Origin of the sequence: Planomonospora sp. ID91781 (assembly GCF_015711595.1) — a bacterium.
GTDB lineage: Bacteria > Actinomycetota > Actinomycetes > Streptosporangiales > Streptosporangiaceae > Planomonospora > Planomonospora parontospora.
In genome coordinates this window covers 625,979-650,819 of record NZ_JABTEY010000002.1, presented here as the reverse complement: position 1 = coordinate 650,819, position 24,841 = coordinate 625,979, and the positions used below count along the sequence as shown (strand labels likewise).

The following is a 24,841-nucleotide window of genomic DNA, read 5'->3' as shown; positions in this document are numbered from 1 at the left end:
GCGCAGGACGGACAGGGACGGAGAGGGACGGGAGGGCCCAGGGAGATGCTGGTCGTCATGTCCGGTGACGCCACGCAGGCGGACGCCCGGGAGATCGTCGCGCTGGTGGAGTCGGCGGGAGGAGAGGCGTTCGTCAGCCGCGGCGGGAACCGGACCGTCGTCGGCCTGGTCGGCGAGGCGGAGCGCCTCGACGCGATCGGCCTGCACCGGATGCGCGGGGTGGAGCGCGTCGCCCGGACCTCGGAGAGGTACCGGCTGGTCAGCCGGGTGCCCGGGACGGACCGGTCGGTGGTGGAGGTAGCGGGGGTGCCGATCGGCCCGGGGACGGTGACGCTGATCGCCGGGCCGTGCGCGGTGGAGACCCCGGAGCAGACGCTGGAGGCGGCCAGGCTGGCCCGGGCGGCCGGCGCCGGACTGCTGCGGGGCGGCGCCTACAAGCCGCGCACGTCGCCCTACGCGTTCCAGGGCCTGGGGGAGCGGGGCCTGCGGATCCTCGCCGACGTGCGGGAGGAGACGGGGCTGCCGGTCGTCACCGAGGTGCTGTCGGTGCGCGACGTCGAGACGGTGGCCGGATACGCCGACATGCTGCAGATCGGGACCCGCAACATGCAGAACTTCCCGCTGCTGCAGGCGGTGGGGGAGGCGGGCCGGCCGGTGCTGCTCAAGCGGGGGATGCACGCGACGGTCGAGGAGTGGCTGATGGCCGCCGAGTACATCGCCCAGCGCGGCAACCTGGACATCGTGCTGTGCGAGCGCGGGATCCGCACCTTCGAGACCGCCACCCGCAACACCCTGGACATCTCCGCGGTGCCGGTGGTCCAGCGCCTGTCCCAGCTACCGGTCATCGTCGACCCGTCGCACTCCGCCGGCCGGCGCGACCTCGTGGTGCCGCTGAGCCGGGCGGCCGTCGCGGCGGGCGCCGACGGCGTCATCGCCGACCTGCACCCCCGGCCCGAGGCCGCCCTCTGCGACGGCCCGCAGGCGCTGAGCGGGGAGGACGTCCCCGAACTGGCCCGCGCGATCGGGGACGCGGCCCGCCTGATGGGCCGCCGGACGCCCGGCGGCCTCGCGGGCCGCGGGACGCCGGGGGACCGGAGGCTGGTGGCCGTCTGAGCGGCCGTCTGAGGCGCCGGCCGTACGGACCGTGGAGGCGCGCGGACGGGCGGCGGCCGCGGGCGCGGCGGAGAAGGAGGATGACCGAAAGGGGAGAAGGGGAGAGGCCGGGCCGCCTGTCGCGGCCCGGCCTCTTCATGCTCACCCGGCTTCTCGTGCTCACCCGGCTTCGTGCTCGCCCGGCTCCTCCACGTTGACCCGGCTGAGCTGACCTGGCCCTGTGGTCAACCGGCCCGGCTGGGTTCACCTGGCTCTGTGGTCAACCGGCCGCGTGAACCCGCCTGGGTTCACGCGGCTCCGGCGTGCTCGGCGACCCTGGGTGCGCCGTCCGCGCCGTCGATGTCGTCAGCGCCGTTCGCGCCGTCCGGTCCCGGCCGGAGGCCGTCCGCCTCCTCGGGGAGGGGGAAGAAGGGGAAGTCCACCGCCTGGGAGTCGAGGGCGGCGCGCAGCTCCGCCAGCGCCGTCCGCACCGCCGCCCGTACGGCGGGCACCTCGCAGGACTCCTCCAGGCGCCCGAGCACCGCGTGGCACTCCAGCAGCTGCCGCTCCTGCGCGGCGGACAGCCCCGCGCCGGACGACTCACTTCGCACGTTCATCGTGGAACCTCGCAGCCTTGATCTCGAAACGGGGGAGGCCTCCGGGAGCGACGAGCTCCACGTCGGGCCGGATGCCGATCTGGCGCTTCACCTCGGCGCCGATGCGCTCGCGCAGGCCGGCGGGGTCGGTGGCGGCGCCGGCGCGCGGCTCCACCCGCAGGACGATCGTGTCGAGCCCGCGGACCGTCCGCAGCACCGTCTGGAACTCGCTCACCTCGCCGAAGCCGCGCATCACGTCCTCGACCATCACGGGGGTGACCGAGACGCCGCGGATCTTCCGCATGTCGTCGGTCCGCCCGAGGATGCCCCCGTCGTACCAGTCCCACGTCCGGCCGCAGTCGCACTCGTGCCACGGCCGCCGCACGACCAGGTCCTCGGTCCAGTGCCGGAACAGCTGCATGCTCTCGCGACCCAGGCCCGTGCTGACGCGGACGCCCCGCTCGCCGTAGCCCACCGGGCGGCCGGTGTCCGGATCGAGGACCTCGTCGACCACGCCCCGTTCGATGATGTGGCAGCTGCCCGACCGGCACTGGAACATGTTGACGGCGCCGAGCTCGGTGGTCCCGGCGGCGTTGAACACCTGCGCGCCGAACCCGGCCGCGATCGCCCGGGTCGTCGACTCGGGCCTTGGTTCCGCCCCCGCCAGGATGATCTGGACGTTGCCCTCCTCGGCCAGGTCCACGCCCATCTCGCGGGCCGTCTCCAGCAGCCGCATCGCGTAGCTCGGGGTGCAGCCCAGGACCTCGATCCGGTGCTCCAGGAGGAACCGGATGCGGGTCTTGGAGTCCAGCCCGCCCGACGGCACCACCAGGCACCCCATCCGCTCCAGCGCGTAGTGCATGGCCCAGAAGCCCATGAACAGGCTGTAGCCGAAGGCGACCATGCCGCGGTGCCCGGGGCGGACCCCCATGCCGTGGAGCGCGGTGCAGAACAGGTCGACCGACCACGCCCAGTCGCGCGCGGTGTCGAAGGTCCGCAGCGGCGGGTTGCCGCTCGTGCCGCTGGTCTGGTGGTACCGGACGCCCAGCGCCGGGTCGGCCGACGGCCAGGTGCCGTACGGCGGCGCCTGCCGCTGCGCGGCCATCAGGTCCGCCTTGTGCAGCAGCGGGACGCGTTCGGTGTACTCCCGCAGGGACCGCATGCCGTCGGGGAGCCGGTCGCGCCAGAACGGCGAGTTCCGCCGGGCGTGCTCCACGGCATGCCGCAACCGCCGCCACTGCCAGTCGGCCAGTTCCTCCCGCGGCATGGTCTCCATTCGCGGGCTCCAGTACTCCGCCTGGCCGGCGCGGATTCGTTCGAGCGTTCTCATCTCGTCTCCTGCATCGCGGCGTGCCGCCCGCAGGCGGGCAGCACGCGCACTGGCCATGACATGTGCTGCCACATGCGTTCTCCCGCAATGGTTCCAGCCGGCGGGGCCTCCTTCTTCTTCATGAATGCCTTTTCGGGTTTACCGCTCGAAGTGCGTTTTCGGCGGCATTTCAGAAGATGCCGGTAAAGAAGGACGGAGTAAGGATTCTGTGCTGATGATCGGCGAGGGGCGCGCCGGGGCGACGACCCGGCGCGCGAGCCGACCGGACGGACCGAATCACTGAGGGAGCACCTATGGTGGCTACAGACGGCCTCAACGGTGTGGGCACCGGCAGCGGCAAGCGCATCCCCCGGCTCGAAGGACTGCGCGGGCTCCTGGCGGCGGGCGTGCTCGTCTACCACGTCGCCTTCATGGCCGGGATCACCAGTTTCGTCCAGCAGCCCGGCGACGGCGTCTGGGGAGTGCTGGCCGACGGCCTGGGGGTCATGCTGCCCCCGTTCTTCGTGCTGTCGGGACTGTTCCTCTACCGCCCGTTCGCCCGCGCGACCCTCACACGGGAGGCCCGGCCGGCGGTGGGGCGGTTCTTGCTCCGGCGCGCGCTGCGGATCCTGCCGCTGTACTGGCTGATCGCCGTGGTGGGACTGCTGACGATCAACCTCTTCAACATCGACTCGATCGGCGACGTACTCCGCCCGCTCCTGCTGGTGCACTTCTTCTGGGCGGCCGGCCAGCCGATGTTCGGCCTCGAGCACACCTGGACGGTGACCGCGGAGATCTCCTTCTACCTCGCCATCCCCGTCCTGGCCTGGCTGGGGCACCGGTACGCGCGGCGGGCGGACGACCCGGCCCGGCGCGCCCGCAGGATGCTGCTCCCGGTGGCCCTCTTCGCGCTCGCCGGGCTCGCCTGGGTGGTCTACACGCGCATACCGTCCCTGGTCGGGTCCTTCTCCTTCGAGCAGTACTTCTGGCCGCTGCACTACCTGCACTACTTCGCCGCCGGCATGGCGCTGGCGGTGGCGTCCGCCTACGCGGAGGCGACCTCCCGGCAGCCGTCGATCCACCGGCTGACCGCCCGGTGGCCGGGCCTGCTCTGGCTGGTGGCCCTGGCGACGTACGCCGTGTACGGCCTCAAGCCGTTCGGCGCGCCCGTCCCCGGCGCCTGGTCGGGCTTCGTCTACGAGATGAGCGGGATCGTCGCGGCCTCCCTCTTCGGCGTGGCGATCGTGCTGCTGACCACCGTGGCGAACTCCGGGACCCGGGCGCTGGACGCGGTGCTGGGCAACCGGCCGCTGCGCTACCTCGGGCGCATCTCCTACGGCGTCTACCTGTGGCACGTCCTCGTCATCGAGTACTGGTTCTCCAACGGCGCGCTCTTCGGCGGCCCCGCCGTCGCGAGCGTGCAGTGGCGCGGGACGGCGGGCTTCTGGGAGCTGCTGGCGTTCACGGCGGTGCTCACGTTCGTGGCGGCGGCGGCCGGCTACCACCTGCTGGAGCGCCCGGTGGCCCGGCTGGCGGGCCGCCGCACCTCCGGCTCGGCGCCCGCTCCCGTGACTCCCGCCCCGGTGGCGGCCGCGGACGGCGGCGCACCGGTCACCTCCACCGCACCGGTCACCTCCACGGCACCGGTCACCTCCGCCGCACCGGCCACCTCCACGGCACCGGCCACCTCCACCGCGCCGGCCGCCGGAGCCGCCGTCCCCGCCATCACGGACACCGCCCCCAGCGCGCCGCGCTGAACCCCTACCGAGGAGGTCACCGAAGTGTCGACCAGAGCGAGGATCGTGGCGATCAACGGATCCGAGCGCGACGGGAACACCGCGGACGTCCTGCGGCACGCCGCGCGCGTGGCCGCCGGCCGGCAGGCCGAGCTGGAGGTCGTCGACCTCAGGAACATCCGGATGACCCGGTGCGGCCCCTGCGGGGACTGCAACGACCGGCCCGTGCCCTGCGCGGTGCAGGACGACGTCCCCGCCGTGGTGGAGAAGATGGTCGCCGCCGACGGCATCATCTACGCCGCCCCGGTGCACGGGTTCGGCACCGCGGGCCTGATGCAGACGTTCATCGAGCGCTCGGGCGTCGGCTACCTGCGGTTCGACCGCCCGCTCAGCAACAAGGTGGCCGGTGTCATCGCGGTCGCCCGGCGCTACAGCGCGGGAGAGGTCTGGGCCCAGCTGACGGTCAACGCCCTGCTCAACCGGATGATCCTCGTCGGCAGCGGGTTCCCCGCCCAGGTGCACGCGCTGCACAGGGGCGACGCCTGGAAGGACGAGGAGGGCCTGACCAACGTGGCCCGGATGGTCGAGCGCATGATCGACATGATCCACATGATCAAGGAGTACCGGGCGCTGACCGGGCGGCAGGAGATCCTCGCCGTCACCGAGCGCAACGAACGCGTCGGCCTGGCCCTGGACGAGCTGCGGGAGCGCGTGTGAACGGCCTGGAGGACTTCCGGCGCGAGTACGAGGAGGTCCTGCACCGGTTCCGCGGCGGCACGATGACGCGCCGGGACTGGGACCGCTGGTACGGCCGTCGCCTGACGGCCGTACTGCGGCACGTCACCGAGCGCTCGCCCTTCTACCGGCGCCACCTCGCCGGTGTGGACGTCGGGAGCGTCACCCCGCGGACGCTGCACACGCTGCCCTTCACCACCAAGGAGGACCTGCGGCGGGAGAAGTACGACGTGCTGTCGGGCAGTCCGGCCGAGGCGTCCGTCTTCTACGAGACGACGGGCACGACCGGCCCGCCCACGCCCTGCCCGCGCGGGGTGAAGGACGTCCTCACCAGCAACGCCGCCGTCGAGGAGTCCTGGCGCCGGCTGTTCCGCGCCCGGTTCGGCGACCGCATGCCCGTCGTCGGCCTGATGGGCCCCTCCGAGCTCTACGCCTTCGGCGACGTGTTCGGCTCGGTCGCCGCGGCACTGGGCGCCTGCCACGTCAAGATCTGGCCCGAGTCGCCGCGGGTCGGGTTCCGTACGGCGCTGCGGCTCATCGAGGAGCTGGGGGTCGAGGTCGTCGTCTGCGCCCCGGCCATGTGCCTGAGCCTGGCCAAGGCCGCCCTGCACCACGGGTACGACCCGGCGCGGCTGCCGATAGCGGCGTTCCTGGTGCTCGGCGAGGTGTGCACCCCGCAGTTCGCCGCCAACGCGGCCTCGGTGTGGCCCGGTGCGACGGTCTACCCGGCGCTCTACGGCTCCCAGGAGGCCTTGTGCATCGCCACCGGCGCGGTCACCGGCGAGCTGCACCTGTCGCAGCCCAACTACCTGGTGGAGCTCGTCGACCCGGACACCGGCCGGCTCCTCGGCGACACCGGGACCGGTGAACTCGTCCTCACCATGCTGGTCGACGGGATCAAGCCGCTCATCCGCTACCGCACCGGGGACCTCGTCCGGATCACCCCCGCGCCGGCGGACGCCGCGCTGCCGGGACCGGTGGTGCGGGTGCTCGGCCGGGTGGGCGACCGGATCCCGCTGGGCTCGGCCACGCTGCTCCCGGCCGAGCTGGAGGCGACGGTGCTCGACGGGGTCCGCGGCTGCCTCGGGTACCAGATCGTCATCGACGGACGCGACGGCGCCGACGAGGTGACGGTCCGCATGGACCTGCTCCCGCAGGCCGGGGACCCGCGCGCGCTCGGCGAGGGCGTGGCCGCCCGGCTGCGCGAGCGCGCCGGCGTCCGCGCCCGGGTCGTCGCCGAACCCGACCTGGACCCGGTGACCGCGACGGGCTCGTACGTGAGCTGGAAGGCGGCGCGCATCCTCGACAACCGGTCCGAGGCGGACGGCGCGTCGCTGGCCGCGCGCCGGGTCGCCCACCGCTACGCGGTCACCACCTGAGGCGCCGGGATGGCCGCCATGACCGACTCGAGGACGGCGCCGGAGGGCGGGGCGCGGCGGGTGCGCGTGCACACCGTACGGCGGACCCTGCCGCCGACGGAGGCGCTCCCGGCCTACCTGGCGCTGGCCGGGAGGTTCGGACGGGACCAGGTGTACCTCCTGGAGTCCGGGGACGGACCGGAGAACGACTGCCGCTACCACGTCACCGGGTTCGGAACCCTGCTCACGTTCTCGGTGACGCGGTGCCGGGTGCGGCTCGGCGGGGTGCCCGCGCTGCGCGAGGCGGTGCTGCGCCGGATCGGGCCCCTGCTGGCGGGCGGAGGAGACCGGCTGGCCCTGCGCCGGCCCCGCGACCTGTGGCCGGTGCTGCGGGCGCTGCAGTCGGCGTTCCTGGCGGAGGGTTCGGCGTCGCGGTTCCGGTTCGGCTTCCTGGCCTACTTCGGCTACGACACCGCCCGCTACGTCGAGGAGCTGCCCCACCTGATCGAACGGGGTCCGGACCTGCCCGACGTCCACCTGGTGCTGCACCAGGGCTGCCTGGTGACGGACCGGGCGACCGGCCGCTCCGAGCTCCTGCTGCACGAGAGCGACGCCTGGCCCCGCCTGGACCCGGAGCCGCTGCTCGGCCTGCTGGGCGGGGCCGTACGGCCGCTGCCGGTGCGCTCCGACGGCGACCTGCCGGCGGCGGCCGTCCGGGGGGACACCGGCCGCGACCGCTACCTGCGCAACGTCCGCCGCTGCCTGGAGCACATCGCCGTGGGCGACGTCTACCAGGTGCAGATCGGCCACGAGCTGAGGATCCGGAGCCAGGCCGACCCGGTCGACGTCTACGGCCGGCTGCGCGCCCGCAACCCGTCGCCCTACATGTACCTGACGACGCTCGGCCCGCACACCGTGATCGGCGCCAGCCCCGAGGTGTTCGTGCGGGTCGAGGAGGGCCGTGTGCTCATGCGGCCGATCGCCGGGACGGCCCCGCGGGGCGCCGCCGCCGACGACGACGTCGCCGGGCGGCTCCGCTCGGACCCCAAGGAGATCGCCGAGCACACGATGCTGGTCGACCTGTGCCGGAACGACATCGGCCGGATCTGCCGGGCGGACACGCTGGACGTGCCCGACCTGATGGCGGTCGAACGCTACTCGCACGTGCTGCACCTGGTGTCCACCGTGGCCGGGCGCGCGGAGGAGGGCGAGGACGCCTTCACGGTCATCCCCGCCCTGTTCCCCGCCGGCACCGTGACCGGCGCCCCGAAGATACGCGCGATGGAGATCATCGAGGAGGTCGAGAGCAGCCGCCGGGGACTGTACGCCGGAGCGCTGGGCCTGATCGACGTCGGCGGCTACGTCAATCTCGCGCTGTGCATCCGCACCCTCCTGCACCGGGACGGGACCTACCGGATCCGGGCCTCGGCGGGCGTCGTCGCCGACTCGGTCCCCGAGCGGGAGTGGGCCGAGACCCTCGCCAAGTCCACCGCCGCCTACTGGGCGGTGACCGGCGGGGAACCGCCGCGGGCCGGACCGGGCGGCGCCCGGGGCGGCCCGCGCGGCCACCGGCGCGGGCACCCGGTCCGCGCCGCATCCGTGAAGCCGCCACCACACCTTGAGGACCCTTGGGCAGAGCGGGGGCGCCGTGAGTGATTCGACGCGGATCCTGGTCGTCGACGCGTTCGACAGTTTCGTCTACATCATCCGCCAGTACCTGATGTCCGCCGGGGCCGACCCGGTGGTGGTGCGCGCCCACGAGCTGCGCCCCGACGACGTGCGGCGGATGCGGCCCGGCGGCATCCTGCTGGGACCCGGACCCGGCCATCCGGCGGAGTCCGGCCACGTGGAGCTCGTGCGGGCCCTCGCCGGGCAGGTGCCGATGCTCGGCGTCTGCCTCGGGCACCAGGCGATCGGCCTGGCCTACGGCGCGGACGTGGTGCCGGCGCGGCACCTGATGCACGGCAAGACCAGCCGTATCGCGCACGACGGCAGAGGAGTGTTCGCCGGGATGCGCGACGGCTTCCGCGCGACCCGGTACCACTCCCTGATCGTGGTCGAGGACACCGTCCCGGACTGCCTGCAGGTCAGCGCCCGCTCGCGCGACGACGGCTACGTCATGGGGCTGCGGCACCGCAGCCTCCCGATCGAGTCCGTGCAGTTCCATCCGGAGAGCGTCCACACCGAGGACGGCATGCGGATGATCGGTGCCTTCACCGCCGCCTGCGCGGTCTACCCCGCCTGGAACCGGCACGCGGCCGCCTCCGAGGCCGCGTGACGGCCGCCGCCCGCGCCGCCGGGGCGGGCCGGAACCGCGCAACCCCGGAGATGCGGCGCACCGCCACCGGTGGGACCGTCCGAGTGATCGGCCGATCTCGCCGCCCGACCCGAACGGCCACCGTCGCGGCCGCGGTGGAGAAAGACAGGTGACCCATGCGCCCCTTCCGCATCGACATCCCGCAAGCCGACCTCGACGACCTGCACCGGAGGCTGAGCACGGCCCGCTGGCCGAGTGAGGCGCCGGCCGCCGGCTGGGAGCGCGGCGTGCCGCTCGACTACCTCAGGGAACTGGCCGAATACTGGCGGACCGGCTACGACTGGCGGGCGGCCGAGGCCCGCCTCAACCGGTACCCGCAGTTCACCACCGAGATCGACGGCGCGAACGTGCACTTCCTGCACGTGCGGTCGCCGCACCCCGGGGCCGTGCCGCTGATCATCACGCACGGCTGGCCCGGCTCCTTCGCCGAGTTCCTCGACGTGATCGAGCCGCTGACCACCGGTGATCCCGACTGCGCGTTCCACGTGGTCATCCCGTCGATCCCGGGGTTCGGGTTCTCCGGCCCGGCCCGGGAGCCCGGCTGGGACGTCCCCCGCGTCGCGCGGGCGTGGGCCGAGCTCATGCGCCGCCTCGGCTACGACCGGTACATCGCCCAGGGCGGGGACTGGGGCAAGGTGATCTCCCTGCACCTCGGCCTGGCCGACCCGGAGCACGTCGCGGGGGTCCACCTCAACATGCTGGTGACGTTCCCGCCCGACGACCCCGCCGCCCTCGCCGACCTCGACGAGGCCGACCGGGCCCGGCTGGCGCACGCCCAGTGGTTCGCCGACGACGGCCTCGGCTGGCAGAAGATCCAGTCGACCCGGCCGCAGACCCTGTCCTACGGCCTGACCGACTCCCCGATCGGCCAGCTCGCCTGGATCGTGGAGAAGTTCAAGGAGTGGACCGACTCGGAGAAGTCGCCCGAGGACGCGGTGGACCGGGACCGGCTGCTGACGAACGTCATGATCTACTGGCTCACCGCCACCGCGGGGTCGAGCGCGCAGCTCTACTACGAGACGACCCACCTCACCGCCGACTTCGTGCGGACCTGGGGCGGCCCCTGGCCCCTGACGATGCCGGTCGGGGTGGCGGTCTTCCCCGCCGACGCCTCGCGGCCGGTCCGGCGCTTCGCCGAACGGATCCTGCCGACGCTCTCGCACTGGACCGAGTTCGACCGCGGCGGGCACTTCGCCGCCATGGAGCAGCCCGAGCTGTTCGTCGGCGACGTGCGCGCGTTCGCCCGCTCCCTGCGGTGAGGTACTACCACCTGCCCGAGTTCGGCGGCGTGGACGCGCTCCGGCTCGGCGAGCGCGACGAACCCCGGCCGGGCCCGCGCCAGGTGCTGGTCCGCATGCGCGCGTGGTCGCTGAACCACCGGGACCTGCTGATCGCCCGCGCCGCCTACGGGCGCGACGTCCGGCCCGGGGTGGTCCCGCTCTCCGACGGCGCGGGCGAGGTCGCCGCGACCGGTGACGGGGTGACGCGCTGGCGGCCGGGGGACCGGGTGGCCGGCACCGTCATACCGCGCTGGACCGCGGGCCCGCCGACCGCGGAGAAGGTCGCCGGCATGCTCGGCGGATCGCTGGACGGGGTCCTCGCCGAGTACGTGGTCTTCGACGAGGAGGCCCTGGTCGCGGTCCCCGCGCACCTGAGCCTCCTCGAGGCCGCGACGCTGCCCTGCGCCGCGGTGACCGCCTGGCACGCGCTGGTCGAGGTGGGCGGCCTGCGGCCGGGGCAGCGGCTGCTGACGCTGGGCAGCGGCGGGGTCTCGCTCTTCGCGCTGCAGCTCGCCGCGGCCGGCGGCGCCCACGTGACCGCGACCTCCGGCAGCGCGGACAAGCTCGACCGGCTCCGCGGGCTCGGTGCCGCCGACGTGGTCGACCACGCGGCCGACCCCGGCTGGGGGGCGACGGTGCACGAGCGGACGGGCGGCGTGGACCACGTCATCGAGGTCGGCGGGGCCGGCACGCTGCGCCAGTCGATCACGGCCGCCCGGACCGGGGGCCGGATCAGCGTCATCGGGGTCCTGAGCCGGGGGGAGGGCGTCGGCCCGGTCCCCCTGCTGCGCAAGGCCCTCACCGTCCAGGGGGTCCTGGTGGGCAGCCGGGAGATGTTCGAGGAGCTGAACCGGGCGCTGGAACGGCACCGCATCCACCCCGTCGTCGACAGCGTGTTCCCGTTCTCCGACGCCGCCGCGGCCTACCGCCGCCTCGCCTCCGGCCGGCACGTCGGCAAGGTCGTGATAGGCGCGGACTGACCGACGCGGACTGACCGGCGCACCGCACGACGGGGACCGGACGGCGCGGACCGGCCGGACCGGGAACGCCGCGGGGGTGCGGCCGGGACCCCGGCCGCGCCGGGCGGATCCCGGCAATCGAGAAGTAGTCCGGCGGACGCGGCCGGTGTGATCCTGGAAGCAGAATCCGCACGGAGGAGAACCGCGGAGAACCGCGGAGAAGAAAGAAGAAAGGCGCCGAGGGAAAGGCGCCGTGAGAAATCCATCCGCCCTCTCGGACAAAAGGACGTATGAAGCATGACGGGTTCCGCCGTGCCGGAGCCACGGCTTCGCCGTTCCGTCGCGGCGACCGTGGTCGGCAACTTCGTCGAATACTTCGACTGGCTGGCCTACGGCCTCTTCGCCCCCCTGTTCGCCGCGCAGTTCTTCCCGGCCGCCGACCCGGTCACGTCGCTGCTCGGCGCGTTCGCGGTCTTCGCCGCCGGCATGCTGTTCCGGCCGCTCGGCGGCATCCTGTTCGGCCGGCTGGCCGACCGGCGCGGGCGCCGGCCCGCCCTGCTGCTCTCGATCGCCCTGATGGCCGCCGGATCCACGCTCATCGGGGTCGCCCCGACGTACGAGCAGATCGGCGTGTCCGCGGCGCTGCTCCTGCTGCTGGCCAGAGCCGCCCAGGGACTGTCCTCCGGCGGGGAGTGGCCCGCCGCGGTCACCTACCTGATGGAGCTGGCCGCGGAGAACCGCAAGTGCTTCTACGGCGGCCTGTTCTCGATGACCGCCTCGGCGGGCGCGTTCCTCGCCGCGTTGCTCGGCGGCGGGCTCTCGGAGTGGCTGGGCCCGGCGGCCATGACCGAGTGGGGCTGGCGGGTGCCGTTCCTGCTCGGCGGGGTGTTCGGCGTCATCCTGCTGCTGGCGCGCAACCGCCTGGCCGAGACCGCCGTGTTCGAGCGCGAGGTGCGGCCCCGGCCCGCCCGCGGCTCCTTCCGCCGGGTCCTGGTCGGCCACCGGCGCCAGGTCCTGCTGGTGGTGCTGTTCGTGGCCGGGCTCACCACCGTCATCGGCACCTGGTCGACGGTGGTGCCGGCGATCGGGCACCGCATCGCCCCGCCGGGGACGATGTTCTGGGCCGTGGTCCTGGTCAACCTGGCCTCGATGGCGGTGATGCCGTTCCTCGGCCGCCTCGCCGACCGGGTCGGGGAACGGCGCTTCCTCACCGCCGTCACCCTCGTCTTCGCGGTCGCCGGGCCGTACACCTACCTCGGCATGGCGCCCGACCTCGCGGCCCTGACGGCCGCCTACGGCAGCGGCGTCCTGTACATGGGGTGCGTGACGGCCGTCATGCCGAAGATGCTCGCCGCGGTCTTCCCGCCCGACGTGCGCGGCCTGGGGATCGGCCTGCCGCACGGGCTCACCACGGCGGTCCTCGGCGGCCTCACCCCGTCGATCGCCACCTACCTGGACGGGCGCGGCCTGTCCGGCTGGTACGTCGCCGGGGTGATGGCGACGGTGCTGCTGGGCTGGCTCGCCGCCGTCGTCGCGACCCGCCGGCCCGCCGCGGAACCGTACGGCGGGCCCGCCCCGCGGCGGCACGAGCCCGCCGGCCTGGCCGGGTGACCGCTCCACCGGCCGCGCCGGCGCTTCCCGACCGATCCTGCTCTGGAGGAGAAATTGCTCACCATCGATGTCCCGACGCGGGACGAACTCGTACGGCGCGCGGCCCAGTCGGTGCCCGCGCTGCGCTCGAAGGCCGCCTGGTCCGAGGAGAACCGGCGGCTGCACGAGGAGTCGATCGCCGTGCTGGCCGAGGCCGGGATCTTCCGGCTGAGGACGCCGCGGCGCCACGGCGGCTACGAGTGCGACACCCGGACCCTGGTGGAGGTGGCCGCCGAACTGGCCCGCGCCGACGGCTCCACCGCGTGGACCGCCTCGGTCTACTGGATCCCCACCTGGATGGCGTGCCTGTTCCCGGACGAGGTGCAGGACGAGGTGTTCGCCACGCCGGACGTCCGGGTGTGCGGGACGCTGAGCCCGACGGCGACGGCCGCCCCCGTGGACGGCGGCGTCGTGGTCAACGGCAGGTGGGGGTTCGTCAGCGGCGCGCTGCACAGCCACTGGCAGGAGATCGTGGCGGTCCGGATCGAGCCCGGCGCCGAGCCCGTGCCGATCGTCGCGCTGGTCCCCATGTCGGACCTGCAGATCGTCGACGACTGGCACACCGCCGGGCTGAGGGGCACCGGGAGCGTCACCACGGTGGCGCAGGACGTGTTCGTACCGGCCGCGCGGGTGCTCCCGCTCGGCGCGGTCCTGTCCGGGCAGCCCGCCTCCGAGCGGAGCGCCGCCTCGGCGATCTACCGGGCGCCCCTGCTCCCGGTCGCCTCCGCCTCCTCCGTCGGGACCGCGATCGGGCTGGCCAGGGCCGCCCGCGAGGCGTTCCTCGAGCGGCTCCCGGACCGGAGGATCACCTACACCGACTACGAGAGCCAGCGGGTCGCGCCGCTGACCCACCTGCAGGTCGCCGAGGCGACCATGAAGATCGACGAAGCGGAGTTCCACGCCCACCGGCTGGCCGCGACCGTGGACGCCAAGGCGGCCGCGGGCGAGCCGTGGACCATCGAGGAGCGCGCCAGGGCGCGCGCGGACATGGGCGCGGCCTGCAGGCTGGCCAAGGAGGCGGTGGACGTCCTCAACAACGCCAGCGGCGGATCGTCGATCTACAGCCACGTGCCCATCCAGCGGATCGAGCGCGACGTGCAGGCGCTGAACCTGCACGCCCTGATGCACCCCGACACCAACGCCGAGCTGTACGGCCGGGTCCTGTGCGGCCTGGAGCCCAACACCCACTACATCTGACCGCCGACGGTCGCGGTGCCCCGGCCCGGGCACCGCGGAGGAAGGGACGAACATGACCACCACCGCGACCACGACCGCCGTCGAGCAGGCGGCCGCGGTTCCCCAGCGCATCATCGAGGCCTGGGCCGACCAGGACGCCGACGCCTTCGCCGGGGTGTTCACCGAGGACGGGACCATGATCCTGCCCGGGGTCTACCGCAAGGGACGTGAGGAGATCCGCTCGTTCATGGCGGAGGCGTTCGCCGGCCCCTACCGCGGGACCCGGGTGACCGGCGCCCCGGTGGACGTCAGGCTCGTCGGCGACCGCACCGCCGTGCTGATCACCCAGGGGGGAGTGCTGGCGCCCGGCGAGAGCGAGGTCTCCGCCGAGCGGGCCGTACGGGCCTGCTGGGTGCTCGTCGAGCAGGACGGGCAGTGGCGCCTGGCGGCCTACCAGAACAGCCCGCGCGACGCGGCCGGGAGCTGACCCGCGCCGGGGCCGGCGCGACCGCGCCGGCCCCGGCGGAAGTCCGCAATCCAGAAGATGCCGCACCGGGCGGCCGGGGCCACGATTCGGCAGGGGCGCCGAGCGCCCGCGTTCCGGAGGACACGCCCGTCGGAGGTCCTGGCACGGACCCGAGAAAGGAGAAACTTCCCCACCATGAGCGACATCCAGAAGCTAGTCCAGGAGGCCCTCGACCAGCTCGTCGAGTCCGGTGCCGAGACGGGCCTGCAGGCCGCCGTCTACCACGACGGCGCCCTGGTGGCCGACGCCGTGGCAGGCGTCGCCGACCCGGAGACGGGCCGCCGGCTCGCCTCCGACACCCCGATCTTCAGCACCTCCATGGGCAAGGGCGTGGCCGCCACCGTCGTGCACGTGCTCGTCGAGCGCGGCGTGCTGGGCTACGACACCCGCGTCGCCGAGCTGTGGCCCGAGTTCGCCGCGCACGGCAAGGACGCGGCGACGGTCCGCCACGTGCTGACCCACTCGGCCGGCGTGCCCGGCGTGCCGGCGGACCTCAAGCCGGAGGACCTGTCCGACTGGCAGAAGATGGTCTCCGACATCGAGGACGCCGAGCCGTGGTGGGAGCCGGGCACCAAGACCGGCTACCACACGCTGACGTTCGGCTACCTCGTCGGCGAGATCGTCCGGCGGGCCACCGGCAAGCCCATCTCGCAGGTGCTGCGCGAGGAGGTCGCCGCTCCGCTCGGCATCGCCGACGAGCTGTACTTCGCGGTGCCCGAGTCCCGCCTCGCCGACGTGGCCAGGCTGGAGGACATGCCGGGCGCCGCGGAGATGGCGGCCTCGATGCCGGCGGACCTGCCGATGTTCAAGACGGCGCCGCTGTCCGTGGCGCCCTCGGCCGAGCTGTACAACCGCCCGTCCTTCCTCACCGCCGACGTCCCGGCGGGGGGCACCATGACCGCGCGGGCGGTGGCGCGCATGTACGCCGCCCTCCTGGGCGAGGTGGACGGGGTCCGGCTGATCTCGCCCGAGCGGCTCCGGGAGGTCACCGCCCCGGCCGAGACCGGTCAGGACCAGATCTTCGGGTTCCCCGCCACGCGGACGCTGGGCTACGACTTCGGCCAGCCGATCAAGCAGGCGGGGGAGACCCCGACCGCCTTCGGCTTCGCGGGCACCAACGGGGCCGCGGTGTCCGCGGACACCGCCACCGGGACGGTGGTCGCCGTGACGAAGACCCGGATCGCGATGGGGCAGTTCACCGCCTACGAGAAGGTCGCGGAGATCGTCGCCTCGTCGGCGCTCTCCGGCTGAGGGACGGCGCGCGGCGGCCTCGTCCGCGCCGCCGCCGCGCGCCGCGCCGGAGTCGTACGGCCCGTCGGCCGCAAAGGGCCGGACCGGGCCGCGACCGGCGCTCCGCAACGGGATCGAGGAGGACGCGTTGCCGGACAGGACCGACATGAGCGCCAGGCTGTGGTCGCTCGCGCACCTGGCCACCCCGATGGCGATCCGGGTGGCCGCCACGCTGCGCATCGCCGACCGGGTCGCCGGACGGCCCCGGAGCGCGCCGGAGCTCGCCGAGGAGGCCGGCGCGGACGCCGACGCGCTGGAGCGGGTGCTGCGGCACCTGGCGGCCAAGGGCGTGCTCGCCCGGGACGACGCCGGGCGGTACTCGCTGACCCCGCTGGGCGAGCCGCTGCGCGACGACCATCCCGGCCACCTGCGCGCCATGCTGGACATCGACGGCGCGGTCGGCCGCGCCGAGCTCTGCTTCGCCCGGCTCCTGCACAGCGTGCGGACCGGCGAGGCCGCCTACCCCGTGCAGTTCGGCCGCCCCTTCTGGGACGACCTGGCGGACGACCCGCGCCTGGCCGCCTCCTTCGACGCCCGGATGGGGGCCGACGCCGTCGAGCGGGCCGCGGAGATCGTGTCGGCCTACGACTGGGGGGCGCTGGGCCACGTCGTCGATGTCGGCGGCGGCGACGGCACGCTCATGATCGCTCTGCTGACCCGGTTCCCCGCGCTGCGGGGCACCGTGGTGGACCTGCCCGGCACCGCGGAGACCGCGCGCAGGGCCCTGGCCGGGGCCGGGCTCGCCGACCGGGGTGACGTCGTGCCCGGCAGCTTCTTCGACCCGCTGCCGGGCGGCGGCGGGGGCTACCTGCTCTCGTCGGTCGTCCACGACTGGGACGACGAGGCGGCGCGGGCGATCCTGCGCCGCTGCGCGCAGGCGGCCGGCGACGGCGGCTCCGTCTTCGTCATCGAGCGGATCGGCCCGGACGGCGAGTCGCCGCACACCGCCATGGACCTGCGGATGCTCGCCTACTACGGCGGCAGGGAGCGCCGGGCCGCCGAACTGGCCGGGCTGGCGGCGGACGCCGGGCTGACGGCGGTGGCGGTGCACCCCGCCGGGCGGCTGTCGGTCGTCGAGTTCACCGCCGCGCGCCGCCCCCCGGACCGGCAGGAGGAGAGCGCCGGGGACGCGGGGCACGCCGTACGGGACGGCGCGGCCGACCGGGCCGCAAGAGCCGGAAGGGCCGGGACGGCGGCCGCGGCCGGAGCCGGAGCCGGAGCCGGATGACGGCAGGGCGACCGGACGGCGGCGGCCGGAGCCGGATGACGGCAGGGCGGCCGGGCGGCGGTCGCGCGGAACGGCAGGAACGACAGGAAGGAGAGGGCCGCCGATGGCGGAGCAGGACGGCATCCGGATCACCGGGGCACGGGTGCACAATCTCAAGGACGTCTCCCTGACGATCCCGAAGAACAAGATCACCGTGTTCACGGGGGTGTCGGGTTCGGGCAAGTCGTCTCTCGTCTTCGACACCGTGGGCGTCGAGGCGCAGCGCCAGCTCAACGCGGCGTTCCCCTGGTTCATCCGCAACCAGCTGCCGAAGTACGAGCGGCCGCAGGCCGACGCCGTCGAGAACCTGACCACCCCGGTGATCGTCGACCAGAAGCCGGTGGGCGGCGACGCCCGGTCCACCGTGGGGACGATGACCGACATCTACTCCATGGTCCGCGCCCTGTTCGCGCGGCAGGAGGGGCCCGGCGGGCGGGTCTCGACGTACTCCTTCAACGACCCGGCGGGCATGTGCCCGGAGTGCGAGGGGCTGGGCCGCGCGGTCCAGGTCGACCTCGAGCTGTTCTTCGACCGCACCAGGTCCCTCGAGGACGGGGCGATCCGGTACCCCGAGTACAAGGTGGGCAGCCCCGACTGGCAGATCTGGGTCAACTCCGGCCGCTTCGACCCGGCCAAGCCGCTGCAGGACTTCACCGACGAGGAGTGGCACGACCTGCTCCACGGCACGGGCGGCCCCAAGATCCAGGTCAAGACGAAGAACGTCTCCTTCCAGACGAACTACGAGGGGGTCATCGACCGCTTCACCCGGCTCAACCTCAAGCGCGACCTGTCCGCGCTGAGCGCCAAGCGGCGCGAGACCGTCGAGCGGTTCATGACCACCGGCGTCTGCCACGCGTGCGGGGGCGCCCGGCTGAACGCCACCGCGCTGGCCACCCGGGTCGGCGGCCGGAACATCGCCGAGTGGTGCGCCATGCAGATCACCGACCTGCGCGAGGCGCTGAACGGGACCGACGACCCGCTGGCCGCCCCGATCGCCGCCGCCCTGGACCGCGTCATCGCGATCGGGCTCGGCTACCTCAGCCTGGACCGCCCCACGCCGACGCTCTCCGGCGGGGAGGGGCAGCGGCTGAAGATGGTCCGGCACCTGGGCAGCGAGCTGACCGGCCTGACGTACATCTTCGACGAGCCGAGCGTCGGCCTGCACCCGCGCGACGTGGAGCGGCTCACCGAGCAGCTGCGGGCCCTGCGCGACCGGGGCAACACGGTGCTGGTCGTCGAGCACGACCCCGACGTGATCGCCGTCGCCGACCACGTCGTCGACGTCGGCCCGGGCGCGGGCTCCCACGGGGGCGAGATCGTCTTCTCGGGCGACCTGGACGGCCTGCGCGGGTCCGGCACCGCCACCGGCCGCGCGCTGGGCGCCCCGGCCGAGGTCAAGGAGGACGTCCGCCGGCCGCGGGGCGAGCTGCGGATCGAGCACGCCGGCCTGCACAACCTGAAGGACGTGTCGGTGGCCGTCCCCACCGGGGTGCTGACGGCCGTCACCGGCGTGGCCGGAGCGGGCAAGAGCACCCTGATCGGCGAGGTGTTCCGCGCCCGCCACCCGGAGGCGGTCTTCGTCGACCAGTCCCCGATCGCCGCGTCCTCCCGGTCCACGCCCGCCACCTACCTCGGCATGATGGACCCGATCCGCAAGCTGTTCGCCAAGGCCGGCGGCGTCGACGCGGGGCTGTTCAGCTTCAACTCCAAGGGCGCCTGCGAGGAGTGCCAGGGGCGCGGCGCCATCATCACCGAGCTGGCCTTCGCCGACCCGGTCACGGTCCACTGCCAGGCCTGCGGGGGCCGGCGGTTCAAGGAGGAGGTGCTCGCCCACCGGCTGCGCGGCGCCTCCATCGCCGACGTGCTGGAGCTGCCGGCCGAGGCCGCCGCCGGGTTCTTCACCGAGAAGGCCCTGCGCGCCAAGGCGCAGGCCCTCATCGACGTCGGCCTGGGATACCTCACCCTCGGGCAGCCGCTCAGCTCGCTGTCCGGAGGCGAACTGCAGCGCATCAAGCTCGCCGACCGGCTCGGCCGCAGCGGAGAGGTCTACGTCCTCGACGAGCCCACCACGGGGCTGCACCTGTCCGACGTCGACACCCTCATGGCCCTGCTGGACCGCATGGTGGACGAGGGGAACACGGTCGTGGTCGTCGAGCACCACCTCGACGTCGTCCGGCGGGCCGACTGGGTGATCGACCTGGGGCCCGGGGGCGGTCACGACGGAGGACGGGTCGTCTTCACCGGCACCCCCCGCGAGCTCGCCGGGTCCGAGGACTCGATCACGGCCGAGTACCTCCGGCGCCACCTGCGCTCCCGGGCCGCCGCGCCCGCGGGCTGAGGCCCCGCCGGGCCGCCGCGCCCGCGGGCCGAGACCCCGCCGGGACGGCCCGGACCACCGAGAACGAGACACCCCGAGGAAAGGAGAGACGATGGCCGGGCGGGCGGCGGTCTCCCCCGAGGAGGCGATGGCGGCGCTCCTGTCCCCGGAGGGCCGCCGCGACCCCTACCCCCGTTACGAGGCGCTGCGCGCCCACGGGGACCTGGTGCGGATCAGGCCCGGCCTGATGGCCGCGGTCGGCTACGCGGTGTGCGCGCGCGCCCTGCGGGAGACGCGGCTGCAGGTCCAGGACGCCGGGAGCTACGACCGCGCCCTGCCGGGATGGCGCTCCCACTCCTCCCTGCGGGGGTGGACCGACTCCATGCTGTACACCAACCCGCCGGACCACACGCGGCTGCGGCGCCTGGTCAGCGGCGCGTTCACGTTCCGGCGGGTGACGGCGCTGCGGCCGGCGATCGAGCGCATGACCGGCCGGCTGCTCGACCGCATGGCGGAGCTCGGCGCGGGCGGAGCCCCGGTGGACTTCATGCAGGAGTTCGCCTTTCGCCTGCCCGTCGGGGTGATCGGCGCGTTGCTCGGCGTCCCCGAGGACGACCAGGGCTGGTTCCGCACCGCGGCGGCCGACGTGACGCTCGCGCTGGAGGGCACCACCGACGCGTCCGTGCTCGGTACGGCGGACAAGGCGATGGACGAGCTGTCGGCGTACTTCGCCGGGCTGATCGCCCGCCGGCGCCGGCACCCGGCCGACGACCTGATCAGCGACCTGGTCCGGGTGCACGACACCGACGGGAGCCGGCTCGGCGAGCACGAGCTGACGGGCAACCTCGTCCTGCTGCTGTCGGCCGGGTTCGACACCACGACCCACCTGCTGGGCCACGGGCTGAAGCTGGCGCTGGAGCACCCGGCCTGCGCCGCCCGGCTCGCCGCGGAGCCGGGGTTCGCCGAGGGCCACGTGGAGGAGAGCCTGCGGTTCGAGCCGCCCGTCCAGGCCACCACCCGCTGGGCCGCCGCGGACCTCGACCTGCTGGGCACCCATGTGTCGGCGGGGACCAAGGTGGTGATCCTGCTGGCCGCCGGGAACCGGGATCCGCGCCGTTTCGACCGGCCGGACGTCTTCGACCCGGAGAGACCGGACAACCAGCCGCTGAGCTTCGGCGGCGGCGCCCACTTCTGCCTGGGGGCGGCGCTGGCCCGGCTCGAGGCGCGGATCGCGCTGCCCATGCTGCTGCGCCGCTTCCCGGGCCTCGCCGCGGCCGGACCCGCCGTCCACCGCGACCGCTGGCTGGTGCGGGGGCACGACGCGTTCCCCGTCACGGTCGGCTGAGCGTCCCCCGCGACCGCCCCCGACGCGGGGACGCGGCGTCTCACCCGTGACGGTCGGGGTGAAGCGCCGGCGTCACGGTCGGGGTGAGGCGCCGGCCGCGGGCGGCGGAACCGTCAGAAGCGCCACCCCGTCGCGCCGTACGGCGCCTCGGTGCCCAGGGCGAACACCTTGACCGGGGCCACCTCGTACACGTACCACGGGGGCGGTCCCGCGCTCGGGGCGCTGTGCTCGGCGTGCAGGGCGTCGTCGCGGACGGACGGCCGCCAGCCCTGCGCCGCGTACCCCTCGGCGACCCGGTGCAGCCTCTCGCCGGTCACCCGCTCCGCCCGGCCCTCCACGACGAGGTCGAACTCCTGCGTGGCGAACGTGATGACGCAGTGCGGGTCGTGCGCGAGGTTCCTGCCCTTGCGGGTGCCCGGTCCGGTGTTGAAGTAGAGGGCGCCGTCCAGCCAGAGCACCCCCAGCGGCATGACGTGCGGCCTGCCGTCCGGGCGGACCGTCGTCAGCCAGCACGTGTGCCGGCCGGGCCCGCCTGAGCCCGGGACCTGCGGGAAGCCCTTCTCCAGCCGCTCCAGCACCCGCGACCAGGAGATCGGCGGCGCGCCGTACCCGTCGAGGTTCCGCTCGGCGACAGGTTTCCTCATGGCCATCCTTCCTGTCCGTCCTCTCCTTCTCACCGTCCGTGTCCGGGGCGGGGCGGCGCCGTGCGCCGGAGCGGGGCGCCCCCGCCCGGGACGGGACGTCCGACGACTCCTGTCACGCCGCGATCTCGACGCGCGTGTGATCGCCGACGACGAGGCGGTGCCGGACGTCACCGGGGCCGGGGGCGATGACGGCGGCCCGGCCGATCAGGGAGTCGTGCAGCCGGTCGATCCCCGAGATGGAGGCCTCGTCCATGACGATGGAGCCGGCCAGGCCCGTGCCGCGGAGCACGCAGTCACGGCCGAGGGAGACGTCCGGCCCGATCCGGCTGTCCTCGACGAGGGTGCCCGGGCCGATGATCACCGGGCCGGTGACCAGCGAACGCACCACGCGGGCCCCCGGCGCCACCATCACCGGTCCGGACAGGCGGCTGAGGGGGTCGACCTCGCCGGCGATCTCGGTGCGGAGCCCGCGCAGCAGGTGGCGGTTGCACTCCAGCACGTCGTCGATCCGCCCGGTGTCCTTCCAGTAGCCGCCGTACTCGGCGGCCCTGACCGTGGCGCCGCGGTCGATCAGCAGCTGGATCGCGTCGGTGATCTCCAGTTCACCCCGGCGGCCGGGGGTGACGGCCGCGACCGCCGCGTGGACGGCCGCGGTGAAGAAGTAGACGCCGACCAGGGCCAGGTCGCTGCGCGGATGGCGGGGCTTCTCGACCAGGCGCCGCACGGTGCCGTCCGCCGCCACCTCCGCGACGCCGAACGCCCGGGGGTCGGCCACCTTCTGCACCACCACGTGCGCGGCCGGGCGTTCCGCCCGGAAGGACGCGGCGATGTCGGCGACCCCGTCGGGCAGCATGTTGTCGCCCAGGTACATCACGAAGTCGTCGTCGCCGAGGAACGGGCGGCCGAGCCTGACGCAGTGCGCCAGGCCCAGCGGCCGCTCCTGCCGGATGTAGGTGACGCGCACCCCGAGGCGGGAGCCGTCGCCGACCACCCGCTCGATCTCGGGCGACCACGCGCCCACCACGATGCCGACCTCCGTCACCCCCAGGTCCCGGACGCCGTGCAGGACGTGCTCCAGGACCGGCCGGCCGGCGACGGGGATGAGCTGTTTGGGCATGGAGTAGCTGAAGGGGCGCAGGCGTGTTCCCGAACCGCCCGACAGAACAAGAGCTTTCATGATCGACTCCGAGGTTTCCCTGCGAGCAGCTTGCGGAGGCGTGCGGTCGCGGGCGGCCGCACGGCGGCCCGCGTGCCGGGGTCTCAGCGCACGGAGACCCCGCCGGAGCCCTCGGACGCCCGCGCGGGCCCGGGCCCGCCGGTCCCCGCCGGGCCGGTCTCCGTCGGGCCGGTCTCCACCCGGCCGGTCTTCTCCGGGCCGGTCCCCGCCGGCCCGCCGGCCGGGTGCGCGTCCGCCTCCTGCGGCCCGGCGGCCTGCGCCGCACCGGTGGGCGGGACGTGCCGGAGGCCGGCCAGCGCGACGGCGGCCAGACCGAGGAAGACGACCGCCGCGATGAGCGCGGTGACGTGCAGCCCGCCGGTGAAGGCGTCCCGGGCGGAGGCGAGCAGCTCGGCGCCGGCCCGCCCCGGCACCTGCTGCGCGGTGAGCACCGCCCCGCTGAGGCTCTCGCGAGCCGTGGCGGCGGTCCCGGCGGGCAGCCCGGCGGGGACGGTGACGTGGGCGCGGTAGACCGCGGTGGCCGCCAGGCCCAGCACGGCCACCCCCAGCGCTGTGCCGAACTCGCTCCCGGTGGACTGCAGCGACCCGGCCGACCCGGCGCGCTCCGGCGGCGCGGACGTCATGACCAGCAGAGGGCTCAGCACGGTGATCGGGCTGCCCCCGGCGTAGACCATGACCAGGCCGGCGATCAGGACCGGCAGGCCGCCGACGGCGTCCACCCGCGTGAGCACCACCATGCCGGCCGCCGCGAGCACGGCCCCTCCGGCGATCAGGTAGGCGGGGCGGACGGCCCGCGCGGCGGCGCCGGCCGCGTTGCCCACCACGATCATGGTGAGGGCCGGGACCACCATCCACAGCGCGACGTCGAACGGCGTGAGCCCCTGCACGAGCTGCAGGAACAACGTGGCCACCAGGCCGGTCCCGCCCATGACGAACGCGAACATCAAGGACAGCGACATGGTGCCGGAGAGCGCGCGGACGCCGAACAGGCGCAGGTCGAGCAGCGGGTCGGCCAGGGCGCGCTGCCGCCGTACGAAGACCGGGGCGCAGACCGCCCCCAGGAGGATCGCGGCGACCGGCGGCAGCGCCCAGCCGTTGCGGGCCAGCTCCTTGAGCCCGTAGACGAGCGGCAGCACGGCGCCCAGGGAGAGCAGCACGCTCACCCAGTCGAGCCGCCCCGCGCCGGGGTCGCGGGACTCGGGCACCAGGAACGGCGCGGTCAGCAGCAGCAGGCCCATGACGGGCACGGCCATCAGGAAGATCGACCCCCACGGGAAGGCGCCCAGCAGCAGGCCGCCGACCACCGGGCCGAGGATCACGCCCGCCATGATGGACGAGCCCCACACGCCCATGGCCGTGCCCATCTGCCGGGGGTCGGGGAACATGTCCCGGATCAGCGCCAGGACCGAGGGCGCCACCGTCGCCCCGGCCACGCCGAGCAGCGCCCGGGCGCCGATCAGCATCGCCGTCGAGGTCGACCAGGCGGCCAGCAGCGAGGCGGCGACGAACACCGCCGCCCCGGCCAGCAGCACCCTGCGCCGGCCGATCCGGTCGCCCAGCGTGCCCATCGTGACCAGGAACCCGGCGATCATGAAGCCGTAGACGTCCGATATCCAGAGCTGCTCGACCCCGCTCGCGCCCAGATCCGCGCTCACGTGCGGCAGCGCCAGGAACATCACGGTGATGTCCACGGTCGTGAGCATGGTCGGCAGGCACATCACGGCCAGACCCGCCCACTGGCGCCACCCGGCCCGCGCCGGGGCGCCGGAGGAAACGTCCGCTGTAGTCACCCACCAGTCCTCTCGTCGTCGGGCCGCGCCCTCGCGGACCCGGTTCCGGCCGACACCTGTCCCGCCCACGATCGCAGGCCGCGCAGCCCCGGGGCATCTTCCGGCGTGCGCTCCCACCGGCCGCTCCCGCTCCCGCACCGGTACGGCGGCGCGGAGCCGTACGGTGTGGAGCCGTACGGCGCGGGAGCGCACGCCGGAAGATGCCCCGGACGGGCGGCGGTGGGATCGTCATGGCGGTATCAGCCGGGCGGCGCCGCCGGGCGGCCGACCGGACCGC

Annotated in this window: 20 protein-coding genes; 15 read left to right on the top strand and 5 right to left on the bottom strand. The window is 74.3% G+C overall.

Features of this window, described 5'->3' with window-relative positions; translation table 11 throughout:
- Positions 1-45: 45 nt before the first annotated feature.
- Entirely contained in the window at positions 46-1,113 is a 1,068-nt protein-coding gene (gene aroF / locus HS048_RS22220) for a 3-deoxy-7-phosphoheptulonate synthase (RefSeq protein WP_196468528.1), read from the top strand.
- A 287-nt stretch (positions 1,114-1,400) separates the two neighbouring features.
- Here aroF and HS048_RS22215 read toward each other — a convergent pair whose 3' ends face one another.
- Together HS048_RS22215 and HS048_RS22210 are read right to left on the bottom strand one after the other, a co-directional pair.
- Positions 1,401-1,709: a DUF6052 family protein gene (locus HS048_RS22215; protein WP_196468527.1), complete on the bottom strand. Its 309-nt coding sequence runs from the start codon at positions 1,707-1,709 to the stop codon at positions 1,401-1,403.
- Positions 1,693-3,018: a phenylacetate--CoA ligase family protein gene (locus HS048_RS22210; protein WP_196468526.1), complete on the bottom strand. Its 1,326-nt coding sequence runs from the start codon at positions 3,016-3,018 to the stop codon at positions 1,693-1,695. Before HS048_RS22210 ends, HS048_RS22215 begins: the two co-directional genes overlap by 17 nt.
- Before the next feature lie 293 nt (positions 3,019-3,311).
- Between HS048_RS22210 and HS048_RS22205 the strand changes: the two genes are divergently transcribed.
- The 14 genes from HS048_RS22205 to HS048_RS22140 all read left to right on the top strand — a co-directional run bounded on the left by HS048_RS22205 (position 3,312) and on the right by HS048_RS22140 (position 20,953).
- Complete coding sequence (locus HS048_RS22205) at positions 3,312-4,754, top strand: acyltransferase (protein WP_196468525.1); 1,443 nt, start codon at positions 3,312-3,314, stop codon at positions 4,752-4,754.
- Positions 4,755-4,778: 24 nt separating this feature from the next.
- Positions 4,779-5,450 (top strand): flavodoxin family protein, encoded by a 672-nt coding sequence (locus HS048_RS22200; protein WP_068897246.1) that lies wholly within the window; start codon positions 4,779-4,781, stop codon positions 5,448-5,450.
- Positions 5,447-6,847 carry a phenylacetate--CoA ligase family protein gene (locus HS048_RS22195; RefSeq protein WP_196468524.1) on the top strand — a complete coding sequence of 467 codons (1,401 nt, stop codon included), beginning with the start codon at positions 5,447-5,449 and terminating at the stop codon, positions 6,845-6,847. The genes HS048_RS22200 and HS048_RS22195 overlap by 4 nt, the downstream gene beginning before the upstream one ends.
- Before the next feature lie 18 nt (positions 6,848-6,865).
- Positions 6,866-8,482: an anthranilate synthase component I family protein gene (locus tag HS048_RS22190; protein ID WP_196468523.1), complete on the top strand. Its 1,617-nt coding sequence runs from the start codon at positions 6,866-6,868 to the stop codon at positions 8,480-8,482.
- Complete coding sequence (locus tag HS048_RS22185; RefSeq protein WP_307832590.1) at positions 8,475-9,104, top strand: aminodeoxychorismate/anthranilate synthase component II; 630 nt, start codon at positions 8,475-8,477, stop codon at positions 9,102-9,104. Before HS048_RS22190 ends, HS048_RS22185 begins: the two co-directional genes overlap by 8 nt.
- A gap of 155 nt (positions 9,105-9,259) precedes the next feature.
- Positions 9,260-10,402 carry an epoxide hydrolase family protein gene (locus tag HS048_RS22180; protein ID WP_068897243.1) on the top strand — a complete coding sequence of 381 codons (1,143 nt, stop codon included), beginning with the start codon at positions 9,260-9,262 and terminating at the stop codon, positions 10,400-10,402.
- Positions 10,399-11,403 (top strand): NAD(P)-dependent alcohol dehydrogenase, encoded by a 1,005-nt coding sequence (locus HS048_RS22175; protein WP_068897242.1) that lies wholly within the window; start codon positions 10,399-10,401, stop codon positions 11,401-11,403. Before HS048_RS22180 ends, HS048_RS22175 begins: the two co-directional genes overlap by 4 nt.
- Positions 11,404-11,679: 276 nt before the next feature.
- Complete coding sequence (locus tag HS048_RS22170; RefSeq protein WP_068897241.1) at positions 11,680-12,993, top strand: MFS transporter; 1,314 nt, start codon at positions 11,680-11,682, stop codon at positions 12,991-12,993.
- Between the two features lie 54 nt (positions 12,994-13,047).
- Positions 13,048-14,229, top strand: coding sequence for an acyl-CoA dehydrogenase family protein (locus HS048_RS22165; protein WP_196468522.1), 1,182 nt, complete (start codon positions 13,048-13,050; stop codon positions 14,227-14,229).
- 52 nt (positions 14,230-14,281) lie between these two features.
- Positions 14,282-14,695 (top strand): SgcJ/EcaC family oxidoreductase, encoded by a 414-nt coding sequence (locus HS048_RS22160; protein ID WP_068897239.1) that lies wholly within the window; start codon positions 14,282-14,284, stop codon positions 14,693-14,695.
- 174 nt (positions 14,696-14,869) lie between these two features.
- The gene (locus tag HS048_RS22155; protein WP_068897238.1) at positions 14,870-15,985 is read left to right on the top strand and encodes a serine hydrolase; all 1,116 of its coding nucleotides are present in this window, start codon (positions 14,870-14,872) and stop codon (positions 15,983-15,985) included.
- Between the two features lie 127 nt (positions 15,986-16,112).
- Entirely contained in the window at positions 16,113-17,252 is a 1,140-nt protein-coding gene (locus HS048_RS22150; RefSeq protein ID WP_307832589.1) for a methyltransferase, read from the top strand.
- 103 nt (positions 17,253-17,355) lie between these two features.
- Positions 17,356-19,629: an excinuclease ABC subunit UvrA gene (locus tag HS048_RS22145; RefSeq protein ID WP_196468521.1), complete on the top strand. Its 2,274-nt coding sequence runs from the start codon at positions 17,356-17,358 to the stop codon at positions 19,627-19,629.
- Between the two features lie 91 nt (positions 19,630-19,720).
- On the top strand, positions 19,721-20,953 hold the full coding sequence (locus tag HS048_RS22140) for a cytochrome P450 (protein WP_196468520.1): 1,233 nt from the start codon (positions 19,721-19,723) through the stop codon (positions 20,951-20,953).
- Between the two features lie 113 nt (positions 20,954-21,066).
- Here the strand turns inward: HS048_RS22140 and HS048_RS22135 are convergent, their stop codons facing one another.
- The 3 genes from HS048_RS22135 to HS048_RS22125 form a co-directional block, all read right to left on the bottom strand.
- Positions 21,067-21,597 (bottom strand): pyridoxamine 5'-phosphate oxidase family protein, encoded by a 531-nt coding sequence (locus tag HS048_RS22135; protein WP_196468519.1) that lies wholly within the window; start codon positions 21,595-21,597, stop codon positions 21,067-21,069.
- Positions 21,598-21,709: 112 nt separating this feature from the next.
- Positions 21,710-22,774, bottom strand: coding sequence for a glucose-1-phosphate thymidylyltransferase (locus HS048_RS22130; RefSeq protein WP_196468518.1), 1,065 nt, complete (start codon positions 22,772-22,774; stop codon positions 21,710-21,712).
- Between the two features lie 83 nt (positions 22,775-22,857).
- The gene (locus tag HS048_RS22125; protein ID WP_307832588.1) at positions 22,858-24,564 is read right to left on the bottom strand and encodes an MFS transporter; all 1,707 of its coding nucleotides are present in this window, start codon (positions 24,562-24,564) and stop codon (positions 22,858-22,860) included.
- Between the last annotated feature and the right edge of the window lie 277 nt (positions 24,565-24,841).

Excerpts from the sequence above, each read along its gene's own strand:
- aroF (WP_196468528.1), top strand. The coding sequence starts at position 46 with ATGCTGGTCGTCATGTCCGGTGACGCCACGCAGGCGGACGCCCGGGAG.
- HS048_RS22215 (WP_196468527.1), bottom strand. The coding sequence starts at position 1,709 with ATGAACGTGCGAAGTGAGTCGTCCGGCGCGGGGCTGTCCGCCGCGCAG.
- HS048_RS22210 (WP_196468526.1), bottom strand. The coding sequence starts at position 3,018 with ATGAGAACGCTCGAACGAATCCGCGCCGGCCAGGCGGAGTACTGGAGC.
- HS048_RS22205 (WP_196468525.1), top strand. The coding sequence starts at position 3,312 with ATGGTGGCTACAGACGGCCTCAACGGTGTGGGCACCGGCAGCGGCAAG.
- HS048_RS22190 (WP_196468523.1), top strand. The coding sequence starts at position 6,866 with ATGACCGACTCGAGGACGGCGCCGGAGGGCGGGGCGCGGCGGGTGCGC.
- HS048_RS22180 (WP_068897243.1), top strand. The coding sequence starts at position 9,260 with ATGCGCCCCTTCCGCATCGACATCCCGCAAGCCGACCTCGACGACCTG.
- HS048_RS22170 (WP_068897241.1), top strand. The coding sequence starts at position 11,680 with ATGACGGGTTCCGCCGTGCCGGAGCCACGGCTTCGCCGTTCCGTCGCG.
- HS048_RS22160 (WP_068897239.1), top strand. The coding sequence starts at position 14,282 with ATGACCACCACCGCGACCACGACCGCCGTCGAGCAGGCGGCCGCGGTT.
- HS048_RS22155 (WP_068897238.1), top strand. The coding sequence starts at position 14,870 with ATGAGCGACATCCAGAAGCTAGTCCAGGAGGCCCTCGACCAGCTCGTC.
- HS048_RS22145 (WP_196468521.1), top strand. The coding sequence starts at position 17,356 with ATGGCGGAGCAGGACGGCATCCGGATCACCGGGGCACGGGTGCACAAT.
- HS048_RS22140 (WP_196468520.1), top strand. The coding sequence starts at position 19,721 with ATGGCCGGGCGGGCGGCGGTCTCCCCCGAGGAGGCGATGGCGGCGCTC.
- HS048_RS22135 (WP_196468519.1), bottom strand. The coding sequence starts at position 21,597 with ATGAGGAAACCTGTCGCCGAGCGGAACCTCGACGGGTACGGCGCGCCG.
- HS048_RS22130 (WP_196468518.1), bottom strand. The coding sequence starts at position 22,774 with ATGAAAGCTCTTGTTCTGTCGGGCGGTTCGGGAACACGCCTGCGCCCC.